21 protein-coding genes are annotated in these 18947 nt (G+C 65.1%); 8 read left to right on the top strand and 13 right to left on the bottom strand.

Annotation, left to right across the window (positions count from 1 at the left end):
- Positions 1 to 23 precede the first annotated feature (23 nt).
- Together rpoZ and folK are read right to left on the bottom strand one after the other, a co-directional pair.
- Positions 24 to 377: a DNA-directed RNA polymerase subunit omega gene (gene rpoZ / locus KO516_RS02620; RefSeq protein WP_216002256.1), complete on the bottom strand. Its 354-nt coding sequence runs from the start codon at positions 375 to 377 to the stop codon at positions 24 to 26.
- Between the two features lie 78 nt (positions 378 to 455).
- The gene (gene folK, locus KO516_RS02615) at positions 456 to 1022 is read right to left on the bottom strand and encodes a 2-amino-4-hydroxy-6-hydroxymethyldihydropteridine diphosphokinase (RefSeq protein WP_216002326.1); all 567 of its coding nucleotides are present in this window, start codon (positions 1020 to 1022) and stop codon (positions 456 to 458) included.
- 140 nt (positions 1023 to 1162) lie between these two features.
- Here folK and KO516_RS02610 point away from each other — a divergent pair, with 140 nt between their 5' ends.
- From KO516_RS02610 to KO516_RS02580, 7 genes are all read left to right on the top strand, one after another.
- The gene (locus tag KO516_RS02610) at positions 1163 to 1741 is read left to right on the top strand and encodes an NYN domain-containing protein (protein WP_216002255.1); all 579 of its coding nucleotides are present in this window, start codon (positions 1163 to 1165) and stop codon (positions 1739 to 1741) included.
- Positions 1742 to 1786: 45 nt separating this feature from the next.
- On the top strand, positions 1787 to 2230 hold the full coding sequence (locus tag KO516_RS02605) for a YqaA family protein (RefSeq protein ID WP_216002254.1): 444 nt from the start codon (positions 1787 to 1789) through the stop codon (positions 2228 to 2230).
- 160 nt (positions 2231 to 2390) lie between these two features.
- Entirely contained in the window at positions 2391 to 3341 is a 951-nt protein-coding gene (gene ispH / locus KO516_RS02600) for a 4-hydroxy-3-methylbut-2-enyl diphosphate reductase (protein ID WP_216002253.1), read from the top strand.
- A 15-nt stretch (positions 3342 to 3356) separates the two neighbouring features.
- Positions 3357 to 3809: a DUF3429 domain-containing protein gene (locus tag KO516_RS02595; protein WP_216002252.1), complete on the top strand. Its 453-nt coding sequence runs from the start codon at positions 3357 to 3359 to the stop codon at positions 3807 to 3809.
- Positions 3806 to 4393 (top strand): bifunctional 2-polyprenyl-6-hydroxyphenol methylase/3-demethylubiquinol 3-O-methyltransferase UbiG, encoded by a 588-nt coding sequence (locus tag KO516_RS02590; RefSeq protein ID WP_216002251.1) that lies wholly within the window; start codon positions 3806 to 3808, stop codon positions 4391 to 4393. The genes KO516_RS02595 and KO516_RS02590 overlap by 4 nt, the downstream gene beginning before the upstream one ends.
- Positions 4386 to 4844 carry a ribonuclease HI gene (gene rnhA, locus KO516_RS02585; RefSeq protein WP_216002250.1) on the top strand — a complete coding sequence of 153 codons (459 nt, stop codon included), beginning with the start codon at positions 4386 to 4388 and terminating at the stop codon, positions 4842 to 4844. The genes KO516_RS02590 and rnhA overlap by 8 nt, the downstream gene beginning before the upstream one ends.
- 1 nt (position 4845) lies before the next feature.
- The gene (locus tag KO516_RS02580; protein ID WP_216002249.1) at positions 4846 to 5466 is read left to right on the top strand and encodes a trimeric intracellular cation channel family protein; all 621 of its coding nucleotides are present in this window, start codon (positions 4846 to 4848) and stop codon (positions 5464 to 5466) included.
- Positions 5467 to 5546: 80 nt separating this feature from the next.
- On the opposite strand, the gene cueR is transcribed toward KO516_RS02580, so the two are convergent.
- The 9 genes from cueR to argH form a co-directional block, all read right to left on the bottom strand.
- Positions 5547 to 5936 carry a Cu(I)-responsive transcriptional regulator gene (cueR, locus tag KO516_RS02575; RefSeq protein ID WP_216002248.1) on the bottom strand — a complete coding sequence of 130 codons (390 nt, stop codon included), beginning with the start codon at positions 5934 to 5936 and terminating at the stop codon, positions 5547 to 5549.
- A complete protein-coding gene (locus KO516_RS02570; RefSeq protein ID WP_216002247.1) occupies positions 5933 to 8377 on the bottom strand; it encodes a heavy metal translocating P-type ATPase in 2445 nt (814 codons plus the stop codon). The genes cueR and KO516_RS02570 overlap by 4 nt, the downstream gene beginning before the upstream one ends.
- A gap of 44 nt (positions 8378 to 8421) precedes the next feature.
- A complete protein-coding gene (locus tag KO516_RS02565) occupies positions 8422 to 8853 on the bottom strand; it encodes a hypothetical protein (RefSeq protein ID WP_216002246.1) in 432 nt (143 codons plus the stop codon).
- A gap of 97 nt (positions 8854 to 8950) precedes the next feature.
- The gene (rlmN, locus tag KO516_RS02560) at positions 8951 to 10138 is read right to left on the bottom strand and encodes a 23S rRNA (adenine(2503)-C(2))-methyltransferase RlmN (RefSeq protein ID WP_216002245.1); all 1188 of its coding nucleotides are present in this window, start codon (positions 10136 to 10138) and stop codon (positions 8951 to 8953) included.
- Positions 10139 to 10310: 172 nt separating this feature from the next.
- Positions 10311 to 11201 (bottom strand): helix-turn-helix domain-containing GNAT family N-acetyltransferase, encoded by an 891-nt coding sequence (locus tag KO516_RS02555; protein WP_216002244.1) that lies wholly within the window; start codon positions 11199 to 11201, stop codon positions 10311 to 10313.
- 65 nt (positions 11202 to 11266) lie between these two features.
- The gene (locus KO516_RS02550) at positions 11267 to 13804 is read right to left on the bottom strand and encodes a TIGR02302 family protein (RefSeq protein WP_216002243.1); all 2538 of its coding nucleotides are present in this window, start codon (positions 13802 to 13804) and stop codon (positions 11267 to 11269) included.
- Positions 13805 to 13841: 37 nt separating this feature from the next.
- Entirely contained in the window at positions 13842 to 15107 is a 1266-nt protein-coding gene (gene lysA, locus KO516_RS02545) for a diaminopimelate decarboxylase (RefSeq protein ID WP_216002242.1), read from the bottom strand.
- 76 nt (positions 15108 to 15183) lie between these two features.
- On the bottom strand, positions 15184 to 15333 hold the full coding sequence (locus KO516_RS02540; RefSeq protein ID WP_216002241.1) for an argininosuccinate lyase: 150 nt from the start codon (positions 15331 to 15333) through the stop codon (positions 15184 to 15186).
- The gene (gene argH, locus KO516_RS02535) at positions 15330 to 16721 is read right to left on the bottom strand and encodes an argininosuccinate lyase (RefSeq protein WP_216002240.1); all 1392 of its coding nucleotides are present in this window, start codon (positions 16719 to 16721) and stop codon (positions 15330 to 15332) included. The genes KO516_RS02540 and argH overlap by 4 nt, the downstream gene beginning before the upstream one ends.
- 22 nt (positions 16722 to 16743) lie before the next feature.
- Here argH and KO516_RS02530 point away from each other — a divergent pair, with 22 nt between their 5' ends.
- Complete coding sequence (locus KO516_RS02530; protein WP_216002239.1) at positions 16744 to 17304, top strand: TlpA disulfide reductase family protein; 561 nt, start codon at positions 16744 to 16746, stop codon at positions 17302 to 17304.
- A gap of 77 nt (positions 17305 to 17381) precedes the next feature.
- Here the strand turns inward: KO516_RS02530 and KO516_RS02525 are convergent, their stop codons facing one another.
- Positions 17382 to 17924, bottom strand: coding sequence for a hypothetical protein (locus tag KO516_RS02525; RefSeq protein ID WP_216002238.1), 543 nt, complete (start codon positions 17922 to 17924; stop codon positions 17382 to 17384).
- A gap of 201 nt (positions 17925 to 18125) precedes the next feature.
- Positions 18126 to 18947 carry an extensin family protein gene (locus tag KO516_RS02520; protein ID WP_216002237.1) on the bottom strand — a complete coding sequence of 274 codons (822 nt, stop codon included), beginning with the start codon at positions 18945 to 18947 and terminating at the stop codon, positions 18126 to 18128.

The following is an 18947-nucleotide window of genomic DNA, read 5'->3' as shown; positions in this document are numbered from 1 at the left end:
CCTTGCAACGGCCCGCCGGGGCCTCAGCTTTCCCCTTGCGCTTCCATCAGAGCGCGAAGCAGCTTTTCCTCGGACATGTCGTCTTCGGCGGGCTTGTCCTGCTCGGCACCCATAAGAAGCGCCATGCTGTCGTCTTCGGGTTCGTCGACTTCGATCTGGGTCTGGTGCGACTCGATCAGCCGCTCGCGCAGCTCGTCAGCCGACTGGGTTTCCTCGGCGATCTCGCGCAGCGAGACGACGGGGTTCTTGTCGTTGTCGCGGTCGACCGTGATCGCGCTGCCAGCGGCGATCTCACGCGCACGGTGCGCGGCGAGCATCACCAGCTCGAAGCGGTTCGGAACCTTGTCGACGCAATCTTCTACCGTCACGCGGGCCATATGCGTATCACCTATCCGGTTAGCCGTAAGAAAGGGCACGTCTAACGCGCCCCTGCCCGGAAGACAAGCGCGATTCGCTCAAATGGGCTTGACTTCGGCGCGCGCCTCGGCAGGCAAGGCGTCGTGCATCTGCCGCACGGTCAGGCCGCTGACCGGGTGGCACCAATCCGGCGCGACATCCAGAAGCGGCACAAGCACGAAGCCGCGATCCTGAAGCCGTGGATGGGGCAGAATCAATTGCTCTGGGGCCAGCCTGCCCTGCGCCTCGGGCGACAGATCCCGCCATTGCTGGTAATACTTTAGTGAGGGCAGAACTTTTCCGCCTATTGCCAGCAGGTCCAGATCGAGGCTTCGCGCCCCCCAGCGACGGTCTCTTTTGCGATCATGCTCGGCCTCGATCTGGTGCAGCGCGGCAAGCACTTCCTCGGGTGTCAGATCAGCTGTCAAGTGCGCACAGGCGTTCACATAATCGGGCCCTGCCCCCGCTGGAAAGCACGGGGTCTCATAGAATTTGCTGACCGCGCGCACCGCAAGGCCAAGCTCGGGCAGACGCGAGAGGGCGTTGCTCAAAGTTTCGGCTGGTCCACCATAGGTAGATTGCATATTCGCCCCTAAGGCGATCAAGATTTCTTGTCCGACAGGCATGTGTGGACTATCCTTATGAGCAGGCTTCGTGGGTTGAAGCGCCTTTTCGAAAACCATAATATTCCAGGTTCGGCCTCGCGGCGCAGTACACTCACACTCACGGACCATTTTCGCGCGGCCAATTGCTGAAAGGACATTTAATGTTTTACAAGGACGAACGGCTGGCGCTGTTCATAGACGGATCGAACCTTTACGCAGCTGCAAAGGCGCTTGGGTTCGACATAGACTACAAACTCTTACGACAAGAGTTTGTGCGCCGAGGCAAGATGGTGCGTGCCTTCTACTATACCGCACTGCTTGAAAACGATGAGTACTCGCCAATCCGCCCGCTGGTGGACTGGCTGCATTACAATGGCTTCACCATGGTGACGAAGCCGGCCAAAGAGTACACCGACAGTCAAGGGCGCCGCAAGGTCAAGGGCAACATGGACATCGAACTTACGGTCGATGCCATGGAACTTGCCCCGCGCGTCGACCATATCGTGCTGTTCTCGGGCGATGGCGATTTTCGCCCGCTGGTGGAATCGCTTCAGCGTCAGGGCGTCCGGGTATCGGTGGTCTCGACCATCCGCAGCCAGCCGCCGATGATCGCCGACGAGCTGCGTCGCCAAGCCGACAATTTCATCGAGCTTGACGAATTGCGCGAAGTCATCGGTCGCCCGCCGCGCGAGCAGACCGCCGAGCGCAACTTCGAGGTTGCCGCGCCGCGCAACGCGTGACCACCTGCAAGGCGAGGGTTCGAATGGGGATGAGAGCCCTCGCCCATGCTGGGTGAAATCGCCGCACTTGGCGGCCTGTTCCTTGCCGCCTTCGGGGCGGCAACGATCCTTCCGTTCCAGTCCGAGGTCGTGTTTGTCGGCCTGCAATTGGGCAATGCGGCGCCGGTGCTGCTAATCGTTCTGGTGGCCAGCATCGGCAATGTGCTGGGCGCAGTGGTAAATTATTACCTTGGACTCTGGCTGGAACATTTCCGCCATCGGCGCTGGTTTCCGATCACCGAAGCGCAGCTGGAAAAGGCGCAGCGGATTTACGCCCGCTGGGGCGTCTGGACGCTGCTGATAAGCTGGGCGCCATTGGGCGATGCCTTCACCGTTCTGGCCGGGGTGATGCGCACCAACCTCGTGCTGTTTACGCTGCTGGTCACCCTCGCCAAGACCGGACGCTACATCGCGCTGGCCTGGATCACCGCCGCCGCATCCGGGGGCTGATCCGCCACGGTCCGCTTTGAGATCTCGGCATGGTATTGACGCACGGCCAACGCCCCCGCCACCCCAAGGGCAAGCTTCCGCAGCCCAGCCCAGAGTTAAAACGCCGCACTGGATTCGCCGTGCGTTTCGCCCTAGGTCTTGAACTGCACAGGAGACCCACATGACCGCTCAGAAGCTGACCCTATACCTTGCAGCCCCTCGCGGGTTCTGCGCCGGTGTCGATCGCGCCATCAAGATCGTCGAGATGGCGCTGCAAAAATGGGGCGCCCCGGTCTATGTCCGGCACGAGATCGTGCACAACAAATACGTGGTGGACAGCCTGCGCGACAAGGGTGCCGTCTTTGTCGAAGAGCTGTCCGACTGCCCGCCCGACCGTCCGGTGATTTTCAGCGCCCATGGCGTGCCGAAATCCGTTCCCGCCGAAGCGGCGCGGCGCGAGATGATCTATGTCGATGCCACCTGCCCGCTGGTCAGCAAGGTCCATATCGAGGCGGCCCGCCATCACGAGAACGGTCTTCAGATGATCATGATCGGCCATGCCGGTCACCCCGAGACCATCGGCACCATGGGCCAGCTGCCCGAGGGCGAAGTACTGCTGGTCGAAACCCCCGCGGATGTCGCGCATGTGCAGGTGCGCGATGCCCAGCGACTGGCCTTCGTCACCCAGACCACGCTGTCGGTCGATGACACGGTGGAAATTGTCGCCGCCCTGCGCGCACGCTTTCCGGCCATTGTCGGCCCGCACAAGGAAGACATCTGCTACGCCACCACCAACCGTCAGGACGCGGTCAAGGTCATCGCGCCCGATTGCGACGCGATGCTGGTGGTTGGCGCGCCCAATTCATCCAATTCGCGCCGTCTGGTCGAAGTCGCCCGCAAGGCCGGGTGCGGCTATGCGCAGCTGGTGATGCGCGCCTCGAACATCGACTGGCGCGCCCTCGAAGGGGCGAAGACCGTTGGCGTCACCGCCGGAGCCTCCGCCCCCGAGGTGCTGATCGACGAGGTCATCGGCGCGTTTTGCGATCGCTACGACGTGACGGTCGAGACGGTCGAGACCGCGACCGAAACCATCGAATTCAAGGTCCCGCGCGTGTTGCGCGAGATGGCCTGAGCAGGCCGCGCCGCGATGGGTCCGGTTCCACGCTCTGCGCTGCTGCTGGCGATTGCCGGGCTGATCCCCTTTGTCTGGAGTGCGGTAACGCTGGTCAGCGATCCGGCCTATGAGCTGAGCTATGCCCTGCTGGGCGGGCGGTTCGTCGGGCCTTATCTGCACCTGTCCTACGGCATGGTCATCCTTGCCTTCATGGCAGGGGTGCTTTGGGGGTTCGCCGCCAAGGCCCCGCGCGAACAGGCGCCGATCTGCTATGCGTTGTCGGTGATCCCGGCGCTCTGGGCGTTTTTCATGGCGGGCGGCGGGCCGGTGTCGGCGGGGATGAATCTCATCTTTGGCTATCTCGGCTTGCTGGCGCTGGATTGGCAATTCTGGAAATGGCAGCTGGCACCGCGCTGGTGGCTGCACCTGCGCCTGCCGATGACGGCGGCGGTGGTGGCGCTGCTGTTCGTTGGGGTGATGGCATGAGTGATCCGCAGACGCTAAAAGTCTATGCCGAAAAGGCCCGCGATTACGAGGCGCTGGCCCCGAACTACCCCTACCCCGCCATGGCCGCCTTTGTCGCCCGCCTGCCCGCCGGGGCGCGGGTGCTGGATTATGGCTGCGGTCCGGGGCTGGATGCCGGGTATATGGCCTCGCAAGGGATGACAGTCGACGCGCTGGATGCCTCGCCCGAGATGGTGGCACTGGCGGCAACGCGACCCGGCGTGACAGCGACGCTGTGCGATTTCGATGCGCTGAGCGCCGAGGCGCTGTACGATGCGATCTGGGCCAGCTTCAGCCTGCTGCACGCGCCGCGTGATGCGATGCCGCGCCACCTTGCCGCCATCGCCCGCGCCCTGAAGCCGGGCGGCCTGCTGGGCCTGACGCTGAAAGAAGGAAGCGGCGAGGCGCGCGACCGGCTGGGTCGGTTCTACACCTATTACACCGAAACAGAGCTGCGCCCCCTGCTGGACGCGGCGGGGCTGAGCGTGATGGATGTGGCGCGCGGCAGCAGCTCCGGGCTTGACGGCAGTGCCGCCAACTGGCTAAGCGTCACCGCCCATGCCTGAACTTTTTGCCTATACCGACGGAGCTTGCTCCGGCAATCCCGGCCCCGGAGGCTGGGGCGTGCTGCTGCGCGCCATGGACGGCGAGACCGTCTCGAAACAACGCGAGCTTTCCGGTGGAGAGCGAGACACCACCAACAACCGGATGGAGCTGATGGCGGCGATCTCGGCGCTTGAATCGCTGACACGGCCATCCTCGATCACGGTCATCACCGACAGCGCCTACGTCAAGAATGGCGTCACCGGCTGGATTCACGGCTGGAAGCGCAATGGCTGGAAGACCGCCGCCAAGAAGCCGGTCAAGAACGCCGAGCTTTGGCAGCGTCTGGACGAAGCGCAAAAGCGCCACGAGGTGACGTGGAAATGGGTCAAAGGCCACGCCGGGCACCCCGAGAACGAACGTGCCGACGAGCTGGCCCGCGCCGGCATGGCGCCGTTCAAGGCCGGAAAGTGACATGAGCCTGATCGCGGTGCTCGACTATGCCTCGGTGCTGGTCTTTGCCGCAACCGGGGCGCTGGTGGCGAGCCGCGCGCAGCTGGATATCGTTGGGTTCTGCTTCATGGCCTGCCTGACGGCGCTTGGCGGCGGTACCATGCGCGATCTGCTGCTGGATCGCGAAGTGCTTTGGATCGGAAATCCAGCCTATCTTGGCATTGCCTGCGCGGCCGCCGTGCTGTGTTTCTTTACCGCGCATCTGCTGGAAAGCCGGATGCGGGCGATCCTCTGGCTGGATGCGGCGGCGCTGAGCTTTGCCGTGGCCGCCGGCGCCGGGATCGCCACGAACGCCGGACTCAGCTGGCCGCTGGTTCTGGTGATGGGGGTGATGACCGGCTGCCTTGGCGGGCTGATGCGCGACGTGGTGGCCAATGAGGTGCCGCTATTGCTAAAGCAGGGCGAGCCTTATGCCACCTGCGCGCTGATCGGTGCCGGGGCGCTGTTGCTGGCGGAAACCACCGAGATGCTGCCCGGCCGAGGAGCGTTGATCGGCGCGATGCTGACATTTGTCGCGCGGGGCGGCACGCTGGCCTTTGGCTGGCAGCTGCCGGTTTACAAGAGCCGCCCGCCGCGCAGCTGACCGCCCGTTTCGCATGGCCACTGGGGACGGATGCCTCCGGCGGGGATATTTAGGGCCAGAAGAAACCGGGGGCGGCGCGGTCAGCCTTCGCTGGCAATCCCGGAGAGGATCGGACAATCGGGGCGGTGGTCGCCGTGGCAGGCATCGACAAGTTTTGCGAGGGTGTCGTGCATGTCCTGAAGCTGGGCGATCTTGTCTTCGATCTGTGCGAGGTGGTCTTGCGCAAGGCGTTTGACATCGGCGCTTTCGCGAGACTGGTCGTTGTAGAGGCCAAGCAGCGTGCGGCAGTCCTCGATGCTGAAGCCGAGGGCGCGGGCGCGGGCGAGGAAGGCGAGCTTGTGCAGATCCTGCTTCGAGAAGTCGCGATAGCCGTTTTCGCTGCGCGACGGCGCGATGAGGCCGATGTCTTCGTAGTAGCGGATGGTCTTGGCGGGCAGGCCCGCGCTCTCTGACACCTGTCCGATGTTCATGCTGAGGCCTCCTTGGGCTGGTGGGCGATCGAGGCAACGCGGCGCAGGCGCAGCGCGTTGCTGAGCACAAAGACCGAGGACAGCGCCATCGCCCCGGCCGCCAGCATCGGCGAGAGCATCATCCCGAAGAGCGGATAGAGCGCCCCCGCCGCCACCGGGATCAGCAGCACGTTGTAGCCAAACGCCCAGAACAGGTTCTGCCGGATGTTGCGCAGCACTGCGCCCGACAGGTTCACCGCCTCGGCAACGCCCGCCGGATCGCCGGATACCAGCACCACGTCGGCGCTTTCGATGGCGACATCGGTGCCGGTGCCGATGGCGATACCCACGTCGGCCTCGGCCAGCGCCGGGGCGTCGTTGATACCGTCGCCGACGAAGGCCACCGCGCCGAAGCGTTGCCGCAGGGATTTGACCGCGTCGAGCTTGCCTTCGGGCAGGATCTCGGCCTGCACCTCGTCGATGTTCAGCGCGGCGGCGATGGATTGCGCCGTGGCTGCGGTGTCACCGGTGATCATCGCGGTCTTGAGGCCGCGCCGGTGCAGCAAGTCGATGGCGCGCTGCGCTTCGGGCTTGACCGTGTCGGCGACCGCAAACACCGCCGCGATGCGTCCATCCAACGCCATCAGCACCGGGGTCTGGCCCGCCTGCGCGATCCGATTGAACGGGGCTTCGAGTGAGCCGAGCGCGATGTTTTCGCGATCCATCAGGCGCTTGGCACCGATCAGCACGCTATGGCCGTCGATCCGCGCCTTGAGGCCGTGCCCAGAGATCGCCTCGAGGCTTTCGGGTTGAGTCAGGCCGGTTGCCGCCTGTTCCAGCGCGCGGGCGATGGGGTGTTCAGAGCCTTGTTCGGCGCTGGCGGCGAGGCGTAGCGCCTCTGCGGCGTCGATGCCATCGGTGATGGTTTCGATCAGAACCGGGCGACCCATCGTCAGGGTGCCGGTCTTGTCGAAGGCGATGACGCGCACGTCGTCCAGTGCCTGCAACGCATCGCCTTTGCGGAACAGCACGCCCAGTTCGGCGGCGCGCCCGGTGCCGACCATGATCGAGGTCGGCGTGGCCAGCCCCATGGCGCAGGGGCAGGCGATGATCAGCACCGACACCGCGGCCACCACCGCCAGCGCCAGCGACGGGCCAAGGATCAGCCATGTCACGAAAGTGAGCAGCGCCGCCGCGATCACGGCGGGCACGAACCAGACCACGACCTTGTCGGCCAGCGCCTGAATCGGCAACCGCGCGCCTTGCGCCTGTTCGACAAGGGCGATGATGCGGGCCAGCATGGTATCCTTGCCGACCGCCGTGGCGCGCAAGCTCAGCGCGCCCTGCCCGTTGATCGTGCCGCCAACCACCATGGCGCCTGTATCCTTCAGCACAGGCAACGGCTCGCCGGTGATCATGCTTTCGTCGATGTAACTCGCACCGGTGAGGATTTCGCCATCGACCGCGATGCGCTCGCCGGGGCGGACATGCACGATATCGCCAACCTCCAGATCCTCGACCGGAACCTCGACAATGACATCATTGCGGGCGACCCGCGCGGTCGTCGGGCGCAACCCCACCAGCCGCCGGATCGCCGCGCCGGTGCGCCCCTTGGCGCGCGCCTCGAGAAAGCGGCCGAGCAGGATCAGCGTCACGATCACCGCCGCCGCCTCGAAATAGACCGCGCGCGAGCTTGCGGGCAGCAGCCCCGGCGCAAACAGCGCCACGGTGGAATACCCCCATGCCGCCAGCGTTCCAAGCGCCACCAGCGAATTCATGTCAGGCGCGCGTTTGGCCAGCAAGGGCAACCCGATCTGGTAGAAGCGACGGCCGGGAAACACCATCACCAGCGTCACCAGCACGAATTGCAGCGCCCAGGACGCGGTCTGCCCGATGCTGTTGAGGATCAGCGCGTGAAAGCCGGGGATGACATGGCCGCCCATTTCGATCACGAAGACCGGCAGGGTCAACGCTGCGGCGACGATCAGATCGCGCCGCAATCTGCGCTGCTCGGCCGCCTTTTCCTGCCTGCGCTCGGCGCTGTCGTCGCTGCCCGGGCGGGCGGGGTAGCCGACATCGCTCACCCGTTGGGCAAGCTCCGAAGGGGCGGCGCTGCCGGCCAGCAGAGTGACCTCTGCGGTGTCACTGGCCAGATTGACATGGGCGCTCAACACGCCGGGCACGGCGAGCAGCGCCTGTTCCACCCGCCCCGCACAGGACGCGCAGCTCATCCCGGTGACGGCCAGCGAGATCCGCGATTCACGCACAGGATACCCCGCGTCTTTCAGCGCCTCGCGCAGGGCGCCGATGCCGGCGCTGCCTTTGATCGTGGCCGTACTGGTGGCCAGATTGACGCTGGCATCGCTCACGCCGGGAACGGCGGCAAGCGCCTTTTGCGCGCGGCCTGCGCAACCGCCGCAGGTCAGCCCTGTGACTTCGAATTGGGTTGTCCCGTCAGCCATCAATGCCTCCTTGGCTCATGCTGAACGGGATATAGTGGTTCCAGTCACTGGAAGGTCAAGGGGCAGCGCAGCCTGTCCCGACACTCCTCGCACAGCAGTGGCAGACCGAGACGGGTGCCCGCCGCGACCAGCGGCAGGATCGCCTGCGGCGCGACCAGCATCATCGCTTCGGCCATGGCGGTGTCGCGGTCCTGTTCGGCGCAATGCAACACGAACCGGGCCAGATTCAGCTCGTCGTCCGAAACGCTGCGGGCACCGGGGCGCAGGATCAGCGGCGCGTGCCAGCCGTGTTGCTCGAGCAGCGCCAGCACCTGCAGGAACCCATCGATTGCCTGTTCAGCGCGGGCGTCGCCGATGTTGGCCGCAAGCTCGGTTTCGATGGCCGCGATGTCGTCCCGTGTGCGCAGCATCCGCACGATGCGCCATTCCGGGGGGCGCAAGGCAACCCCGGATCTCTCGAAATATTCGTGACGCATATCGGCCCTCCGTTCCCTGCCGCGCATGAACGCCGGGCTGCTCGGAGGGTTCCGATCTGGCTGGACTCCCTTATCCTGACTTAAATAGTCGGATAAATCAAGCGCCGCCGGTTTCCGCGGCGATCTGGGCGCGGGACTTGCGGGCACGCTCGGTGGCGGATTTCAGCTGGCCACAGGCGGCCATGATGTCCTCGCCCCGCGGCCTGCGGATCGGCGAGGCATAGCCGGAGTTGTGGACGATATCGGCAAACCGCGCGATGCGCTCGCGGTCCGAACGCTGGTAAGGCGCGCCGGGCCATTCGTTGAACGGGATCAGGTTGATCTTGGCCGGGATGCCCTTGATCAGCTCCACCAGTCGGCGGGCGTCGGCATCGCTGTCGTTCACATCCTTCAGCATCACATATTCAAAGGTGATGCGTTCGGAATTCGACAGGCGCGGATACTCGCGCAATGCATTCAGCAGCGTCTCGATGTTCCAGCGCTTGTTGATCGGCACCAGCTTGTTGCGCACCTCGTCGGTGGTGGCGTGGAAGCTGACCGCCAGCAGGCAGCCGATTTCCTCGGCGCATTTGGCAATCTCGGGGACAACGCCCGAGGTCGACAGCGTGATCCGCCGGCGGCTGAGCGCGATGCCCTCGCCATCCATCGCGATCTTCATCGCGTCGCGCACGTTGTCGAAATTATACAGCGGCTCGCCCATGCCCATCAGCACGATGTTGGACAGCAGCCGCGGGCCATCATCGCCCGAGCCGGTGCCATGGGCGGGCCATTCTTCCAGATCGTCGCGCGCCAGCATGACCTGACCGACGATCTCGCCCGCGGTCAGGTTGCGCACCAGTTTCTGCGTGCCGGTGTGGCAGAAGGAACAGGTCAGCGTGCAGCCGACCTGGCTGGAAATGCACAGCGTGCCACGGCCTTCCTCGGGGATATAGACGGTTTCCACCTCGTGCCCGCCCGCGATGCGGACAAGGTATTTGCGGGTGCCATCCGAGGAAACCTGCTTGCTGACGATCTCGGGCAGGGCGATTTCGAACTGCTCTTCGAGCAGGGCGCGATATGGCTTGGCAAGGTTGGTCATCGCCGCGAAATCGCGCACGCCCCAATGATAGATCCACTGCCAAAGCTGGTTGACCCGCATCTTGGCCTGCTTCTCGGGAGTGCCCGCCGCGATCAGCGCCGCGCGCAGCGCGTCGCGGGTGAGCCCCACGAGGTTCACCTTGCCACCTTCGGGCAGCTTGCGGGGAATGGTCACCAGATCCTGGGTGATGGGCGCATCTGCGGCCATGGCTGCGGTCCTTTGACTGAGGAAGACGTGCTCTTACAGGATTCGGCGGAAAAATCAAAGGGGCTGTCAACAGGTCACCGGCACGCATCCGCAGAGGCGACAGGATGCCTGTAAACGGCACCGCGAACGCGGCCAAGACCGCAGCAGCAGCGACTGGCTGGAAGCGCCGGAACTACAGGATCTTTTCGAAGAATTGGTCCGGGTAGGGATCGTCGTTGAAACGCTCGATCTCGGTCCAGCCAAGGCGGCGATACATGGCGATGGCCTCGGTCAGGGCCGAGTTGCTGTCAAGGCGCAGCCGGTCGATGCCCAGCACTCGGGCGCGAATTTCCAGCTGATCCATCAGGCGCCTGGCAAGCCCCATGCCGCGCGCGGACGGGGCCGTCCACAACCGCTTGACCTCGGCATAGCCCTTGTCGGTGCCCTTGAGACCGACACACCCGATCGGCATGCCATCCGAAAGCGCGACAAGGAACGCCCCGTGCGGAGCCATCATCGCGCTGGCCTCGGGGTCGGCAGACAGCTGCACCTCGTACCCGGTGGCGAGACGCTGCGCCAGTTCGGTGTAATAGGCACCGAGGCAGGCGGTGGCGCGCGGGTCGTCGGGCGCGATCTCTACGATCTCGGTCCGCTCGATGCCAAGCGCGGTGGCAACGATATCCATCGCCGCCAAAAGCCTGTCAGGGCACGGACAACGCGCGAGGATCTGCGCCGCCTGCGCGTCGGACAGCGCCTCGTAGGCGTCAAATTCCGCCGCGCCCTTGGGGGTCAGCGAGGCAAGACGGCGGCGGGCATCGTTGGGAGCGCTGGCCGTGGTGATCAGCCCTTCGTCTTCAAGCCCCCGCAGCAGCCGGCTCATCAGCCCGGAATCCAGCCCGAGATAGCTGCGGATGTCGGCCACATCACAGCGCCCGTTGCCAATGGTGTTGAGCACGCGCGCCGGGCCAAGCGGGCGCCCTCGCCCGAGGAACGAGCTGTCGAGCGCCCCGGCTTCTGCGGTGACCGCACGGTGAAAGCGGCGGGTCCGGGCGATGGGATCGGTAAGATCGGTCTGTTCGGTCATCGGGGCGCCTTCGGAGAATTGGCCTGACTTTTTTCAGTCCAGGTCCTCGAAGACAAGACCTTTGATCAGAAACGCTCCAGCAAGCGGCCAAGATAATCGAGTTCTGCCTCTGGCCGCTCGCCGTCACCAGAACGGCGGCGGATTTCATCCAGCAACTCGCGGGCGCGGCGGTAGACGTCTTCGTCCTGCACCATATTCTCGTCAGAGCCGATGTTGCCGTTGGCCCCGGCGTTGCGGCCCAGAGGGTCGCGCTGCTGGCCGGGATTGCCGCCCTGCATCTGCCCCTGCTGGCCCTGATTTTGCTGCTGTTGCTGCGCCATGGCCTCGCCCAGCTCGCGCATGCCTTCGCGCAACGCCTCCATGGCGCGGGACTGATCGTCGATCGCGCCGGCAAGATCATCCTGACGCAGCGCATCTTCGGCGTCGTCCATCGCGTCTTCGGCGCGGCGCAGGGCCTCGCGGGCATTGTCGCCCGGCTCGGTTCCGGCTCCGGGGAGGTTCTGGCTTTGGCGGTTCAACTCGCCGCGCAGCTCTCGCTGACGGTCGGCGAGCTGGTCGCGCAGCGAACCCTGCCCTTGGCCGGGCTGATCGCCCTGACCTTGCCCCTGTCCTTGGCCCTGCTGCTGGCCTTCGCCCTGCTGGCCCTGACCCTGCTGACCGGGGTTAAACTGGTCCTGCAACTGGCGGAATGCCTCGTCGGACAGGCCCTGCTGTTCGCGCAGCGTCTCGCCCAGACCTTCCATCGCTTGTTCTCCCGGAGACTGGCCGCCCTGCCCCTCGGTGACCTGCATGTTCTCCATCATTTCCTGAAGCTGGCGCAGCGCTTCCTGCGCTTCGGCCATGCGGCCCTGTTCCATCAGCTCCTGAATGCGATCCATCATGCGTTGCAGATCGTTCTGGCTCATCTCCATGCTGTTCTGGTTCTGCGCGCTCTGCTGATCCTGGTCTGCGTTGCGCTCGGCCTGCCGCGACAGCTGGCGCAGGTAATCATCGGTTGCCTCGCGCAGCTCCTGCATCAGCTCGGCGATTTCCTGATCCGAGGCGCCGTTTTTCATCGCTTCGCTGAGGCGCTCCTGTGCGCGCTGAAGCCGCTCGAGCGCCGAGGCAAGATCGCCTTCTTCCAGCAGCATCGCCAGATCCCACATCGCCGTGGCGATTTCTTCGCGTCGGTCCATGGACATGTCGGGCCCCGCCACTTCGAGATCGCCGAGGATCGCCTTCATTCGCAGGTACGGCACCGCCGAGCGGAACAGATCATCGGGCAGGTTTGAAATGGCGCGCATCATCCGGGTGATTTCGGGCACATTGCCACGGGTCCACAGCAAGGCGCGGCGCAATTCGATCACCGACGCCGCGATCGGGTCAAAGAAACGCCGCCCCGGCAGGGTGATCACCTCGCTCTCGGTCCAGCCCTTTTGCCCGGCCTCATCCTCTACCCCCATCTCGAGCTTTACCGGCAGGTTGGCCCACGGGTGCTGCGAGAAATTCTCGACCAGCGTTTCGCTGAAATCGGCACGGTTGCCTGCAATGGGCATCGGCAAGGGCACCTCGATGGCGGTGACAGCCTCCGGCTCGGCGGCCAGCAGGTAGCGGCGGTCGACCTGATCGAGTTGCAGCGTCATCCGGGCGATGCCGGCGACCACGCCGTAATCATCCATCGCGGCAAAGGGAATCTGCGCGTCGCCTTCGTAGCTGGATTCAATCTCGCCCTCGCGGCGCACGCTCGGCGCGGCGTCGGGTTTCATGCTGATCTCCCATGCGCGACCACCGGGGCCGTCGATGGCGATGCGCCCCGAACTGGCGACACGGAAATCCTGCGCCGTCGCTTCGGCGCCCTGCGGCGCGAGGGGGCGGTTCGACACGCTTTCCTCGACGCTCAGCGCGCCGACTTCGCCATACATGCGCAGGGTGATCTGCGCGCCCTCGGGCACGTCGATGCCCGGCGCGGTGATGTCATTGAGATAGACGGACGGCAGGCGAGTATAGCGCGGCGGCTCCATCCAGCCCTCCCACGCCGGGCCGGCGGCAAGATCGCCGCTGGGGCCCATCGCCGTAACGGATGAGACCCGCAGGAAAGAGCCGAACACCAGCGCCGCGGCAAAGGCCAGCAGCGCAACGTAGCGCAGCGCGAACGGATCGGCCCGGGACACGCGCAGATCGGGTTCCACCGGCTTTGCCTCGGCCAGCCGGGCGCGCATCCGCGCCTGATGTGCCTGCCACACCGCCTGCGAGCCGGGATCGGCAGCGCCAATCGCCTGCGCATCCAGCGCCGCCTGAATCGGATTGCCCTTGAGCGAGCCATCGAGCCGCGCCAGCGCCTCGGCCCTTGTCGGGCGGCGCCATGTGCGAAACCCGCGCCAGATCGCCCAGCCGAAGCCAGCAAGGAACACTGCCGCGCCAGCCCAGACCCATTCCACCGCGACCAGATCCTGCACGCCCAGCATCAGCAGCGCCAGCGCCGAGATCAGCACCGACCACAGCGGCCAGAAGGCGCGCGTGACCCTTTCGGCGGACATGCCCCACAGGGTCAGCCGAAGCGGCCAGCGGATGGGGCCGAGGATATCGGGGGGCGTCTCGGGCGGCGTGCTGCCTTGCGCGGGCATGGGCGTCTCCTTCGGGCGGGGCCGAAGGGGAATTGCCCTACAGCCACTCGGGCAGGCTATCGCGGTTTATCATATCCTCAAAGGACGGACGCGGCCGTATGACAGCGAATTGATCATCCCTGACGAGAACTTCGGGGACAAGTGCCCGCGTATTATACTCGGAGGCCATTACCGAACCGTAAGCGCCCGCCGAACGGAACGCCACGAGATCGCCTTCGCCAAGCGCGGGCATCATGCGCCCCTTGGCAAAGGTATCCCCGGATTCGCAGACCGGGCCGACGATGTCGAACGGCGCCTGTTCGGCCCCGGCCTTGGCTTCGATCACCGGCACGATGTCATGATGGGCATCATACATTGCCGGGCGGATCAGATCGTTCATCGCCGCATCGAGGATCAGGAAATTACGACCTTCGCCTTCCTTGACGTAGATCACCTTCGACACAAGGATGCCCGCGTTGCCCGCGATCAGGCGGCCCGGCTCGATCTCGATCTCGCAGCCCAGATGGCCCAGTTCGCGCTGCACCACCGCGCCATATTCCACCGGCAGCGGCGGCGCCTCGTTGGAACGGGTGTAGGGAATGCCCAAGCCCCCGCCCAGATCGAGCCGCGAAATCTCGTGACCGTCGGCGCGCAGCACTTCGGTAAGTTCGGCGACCTTGCGATAGGCCATGGCGAAGGGCTCAAGATCGGTCAGCTGCGAGCCGATATGTACGTCGATGCCGACCACCTTCAGCCCCGGCAGCGCCGCCGCCTCGGCATAGACGCTGCGCGCCTTGGCGATGGGAATGCCGAACTTGTTCTCGGATTTGCCGGTGGCGATCTTGGCGTGGGTCTTTGCATCCACATCCGGGTTCACCCGCACGGTCACCGGGGCGATCACCCCCATGGACGACGCGATTTCCGAGATCACCCGCATTTCGGGCTCGCTCTCGATGTTGAACTGGCGCACGCCCCCGATCAGTGCGGCGCGGATTTCGTCGCGGGTCTTGCCGATGCCGGAAAACACGATGCGCTCGCCCGGCACACCAGCGGCCTTGGCCCGCGCGTATTCGCCGCCCGACACCACGTCCATGCCGGCGCCAGCCTCGGCCAGCGTCTTGAGGATCGCCTGATTCGACGCCGCCTTCATCGCGTAGCAGACAAGATGCGGGCCCCATGCCAGCGCCTCGTCGAACAGCCGGAAATGGCGCAGCAGCGTCGCCGTCGAATAGATATAGACCGGCGAGCCGACGGCAGCGGCGATATCCGCCACCGGCACGTCTTCGGCGTAAAGCTGGCCGTCGCGATAGAGAAAATGATCCATGCCGGTCTCCGTGCCTTTGGCGGGCAGCTTGGCCGCCCGTTGATCTTTGCCTGTGTGTTCTGCGCTCGGGCGGGCCTTACCAGCCGCCCGAAACGCCCATCTCTGCCGTGCCGCTGACCGACAGCTGAATTGCGCTGTCGGATTTTGCCTTCGGCGCAACCGGCTCTCCATCCGCGCCGCAGCCGGCGATCAGCAGCGCCAGTGCAAGAGTTGCGAGCGACTTCATGACAGGATCTCCGTCCAGCGGGCGACCTGCTCGCGCACGCGCGCCGGGGCGGTGCCACCATAGCTGAGCCGGCTGGCGACCGAATTGTGCACGCCCAGCACATCATAGATGCCCTGCGTGATCGCGCCGCTGACCGATTGCATGTCTTCCAGCGACAGATCGGGCAGATCGCAGCCCTTTTTCTCGGCCATGGCGACCAGCGTGCCGGTCACGTGATGGGCCTCGCGGAACGGCAGCCCGGTTTCGCGCACCAGCCAGTCGGCAAGATCGGTCGCGGTGCTGAACCCGGCGGACGCGGCAGCTTCGAGATTGGCGACATTGGCGCTCATGTCGCGCACCATGCCCTCCATCGCGGCCAGCGCCAGCATCAGGTTGTCGGCGGCGTCGAACACCTGTTCCTTGTCTTCCTGCATGTCCTTGGAATAGGCCAGCGGCAGCCCTTTCATCACCATCATCAGCGCGACATTTGCACCAAAGATGCGGCCAATCTTGGCGCGGATCAGCTCGGCGGCGTCGGGGTTCTTTTTCTGCGGCATGATCGACGAGCCGGTGGAAAAGCGATCCGACAGCGTGACAAAGCGGAACTGGGCCGAAGACCAGATCACCAGCTCTTCGGCGAAACGGCTCAGGTGCATGGCGCAGATACTGGCGGTGCCAAGGAATTCCAGCGCGAAATCGCGATCCGACACCGCATCGAGCGAATTGGCGGCAGGGCGGTCGAAACCCAGCGCCTCTGCGGTCATCTGGCGGTCGATGTTGAACCCCGTGCCCGCCAGCGCCGCCGCGCCAAGCGGGCTTTCGTTCATCCGCTTGCGCCCGTCGCGGATGCGGGACAGATCGCGGGCGAACATCTCGACATAGGCCATCATGTGATGCCCCCAAGTCACCGGCTGCGCGGTTTGCAGATGGGTGAAACCGGGCATGACCCAATCGGCCCCAGCCTCGGCCTGCCCCAGAAGCGCGCGGATCAGCGCCAGCAACCCCTGTTCCGCAGCGTCGAACTGATCGCGCACCCAGAGTTTGAAATCCGTCGCCACCTGATCGTTGCGCGAGCGGGCGGTGTGCAACCGGCCTGCAGGCTCGCCGACGATCTCTTTCAGCCGCGCCTCGACATTCATGTGAATGTCTTCGAGCGCGGTGGAAAATTCGAATGTGCCGCCCTCGATCTCTGACAGTACCGTGAGCAGGCCTTCCCGAATGACCTCAGCGTCGCTATCACTGATGATGCCTGTGGCGGCGAGCATCGCGGCATGGGCCCTTGAACCGGCGATATCCTGCGCCGCAAGCCGCTTGTCGAAGCTGATCGAGGCGTTGATCGCCTCCATGATCGCATCGGGGCCAGCGGCAAAGCGGCCGCCCCACATCTGGTTCGAGGTCTTGTCCGACATGCTGATGCCTCCGGGAGGAATAATGAGAAACCTGGCGCTCGCCGTCCTGTATACCGCCGCAACGGCGCTTGCAAATCCCGCCCTTGCCGATGTCGCCGCCGCGCAGGCGCTTCGGGACGGCGATATGAAGAAGCTCAACTTCCATTCCGAAGCGAAACCGGCGGGGACTGCGGATTTCACCAGCTTCGACGGGAAGGCGCTGAACCTGTCGGACTGGCAGGGCAAATGGCTGCTGGTGAACTTCTGGGCGACGTGGTGCGCGCCCTGCCGCAAAGAGATGCCGATGCTCTCGGAATTGCAGACCGAGCTGGGCGGCGAGGGCTTCGAAGTGATCACCATCGCCACCGGGCGCAACCCGCCGCCCGCGATGCAGGAGTTCTTTGCAGAGATCGGCGTCGACAATCTGCCGCTGCACCGCGATCCGAAATCCGGTCTGGCGCGGCAGATGGGCGTGCTGGGCCTGCCGATCACCGTGATCGTCGACCCGGACGGACAAGAGGTCGCCCGCATGCAGGGCGATGCGGAATGGAATTCCGACAGTGCCAAGGCGGTGCTGGCGGCGCTGATGGCCCCCAAAAGCTGAAAACAAGAGCGGGGCAAGGGTTTCCCCCCTGCCCCGCCTCGCTGACGACACGTGCCGAAATTTGCCGATCCGTGACGCTAGTTCAGCGCCAGCAGGATGCGACGGGATCGGGTCTTTACACCGCTCTGGTGGTCCCTGGCCCAGCCTTTCATGGCCGCTCCGAGCTGATCGAGTTCCAACGCCCCCGTCGAAACCAGCCCATCGAGCCCCCATTCCTTCCACGCCAGCCCCAGCGCTGTCTCGCGCGTCACCCGTTGCCGGATTTCGCGGAAACCATCGGAATGGATGATGACATAAGCACAGCGCCCCATCGTGCGTGCGCAGCGGTACGGTTCGAATCTGGTGATCAGCCCTGCGGCTGTCACCTCCCGCACCACCTCGCCCCGGTCATTGGTGTAGTAGCTGCCCAAGAAGACCGGCCGTTTGCCCTTGCTCTCGTACGTGTCGAACCGAAAAAGTCCATTCTGCTGCCCGCGCGCGACGTGGCTTTGAAACGCGCCGTGCCCGTCCTCGATCACCATCAGCGAACCGGGCGCCATGCGCGCGGCCTGAAAGGCGATGTCGGCGTGCAGCGGAGCGCTGGCCATCGTCAGGATTGCAGATAATAGAATGGCGCGCATGGCGCGTGCATCTCCGGTTTCATGGCCCCCGCCACTGATGGAAACCTTGTCGAATTTGCGACGCAGATCAAGCTTTTGCCATATTCCCGCCCCAGAGCGCTCCGATTGGAGAACAATGCTGCGCTGGCCGGGCAAACCGTTCACGAAACCCGAGGCAATCGGCCCGTGGGCGGACGAAACTATGCGGCCCGCCTGCGCGAATCAGCGGCAGTAGGCCCCGTTGCCGTGGCGCGCGATATCATAATGCAGATGGTCTTCGTGATAGCCATCTGAGCCGGGGCCAAGCGTGGTGCCAAAGATGCCGCAGGCGCTTTGGTGCATTGATTGCAGCGCCCGGCCCTTGGCCCCGGAATGCCAGTCGCGCAGCACCACGATGTCATCGCCGTTTTTCAGCCGGATCCCTGCAATGTCGATGGCGCGGCCCTTGCCATGTTCGCTGACCTTCGCACCCGCCACGTTGTTGCGCGACCGACACGCGTAATGCGCCGCAACGTGCAGCCCCGAAATCCCGCCGCCCATGCTGCCGAGCGCAGGCTTGGCGGCGGTGTCGACCCAGCGCTTGAGCGCCTTGGCCGTCGGACAGCTCAGCATGGCCTGCTGGCTGAGCGCGACCCCCGATACAGACGAGACCCTCACCGCGTCCTTGATGCCGCACCCCGAGATGCGCCCCGGAACAAAGCCGACCCTTTCGCCCTGTATCGCCGGATCGCCGCAGACCGATCCCTTGCGCCAGCCCTCGCGCTGCGACATCACCCGCGTCACAAGGCTGTCCGGGCGCAGTTCCGGCAGGTGCGACAGCGCCACGGCCAGCGGCGAGGCAGATGCAAACCCCATCGTCTTGGCCGCATCTTCGGGACTGAAACCGGGGATGCCCGCGTTGTGCAACGCATTGGCAAGCGCGGCGCGGGGGGCTTCAGGCTGCTGCTCGGTGGCTTTCAGCGGCGGGCGAAGCGACAAGGCCGGAGCCTCTGCCAGCGCCGGGGTGGCCAGCAGCAGTACCGCAAAGACCGTGCCAAGCCGCAT

Source organism: Citreicella sp. C3M06, from assembly GCF_018860705.1.
Lineage (GTDB): Bacteria > Pseudomonadota > Alphaproteobacteria > Rhodobacterales > Rhodobacteraceae > Salipiger.
The sequence above is the reverse complement of the archived record's forward strand: the minus strand, read 5'-3'. Positions and strand labels throughout refer to the sequence as shown.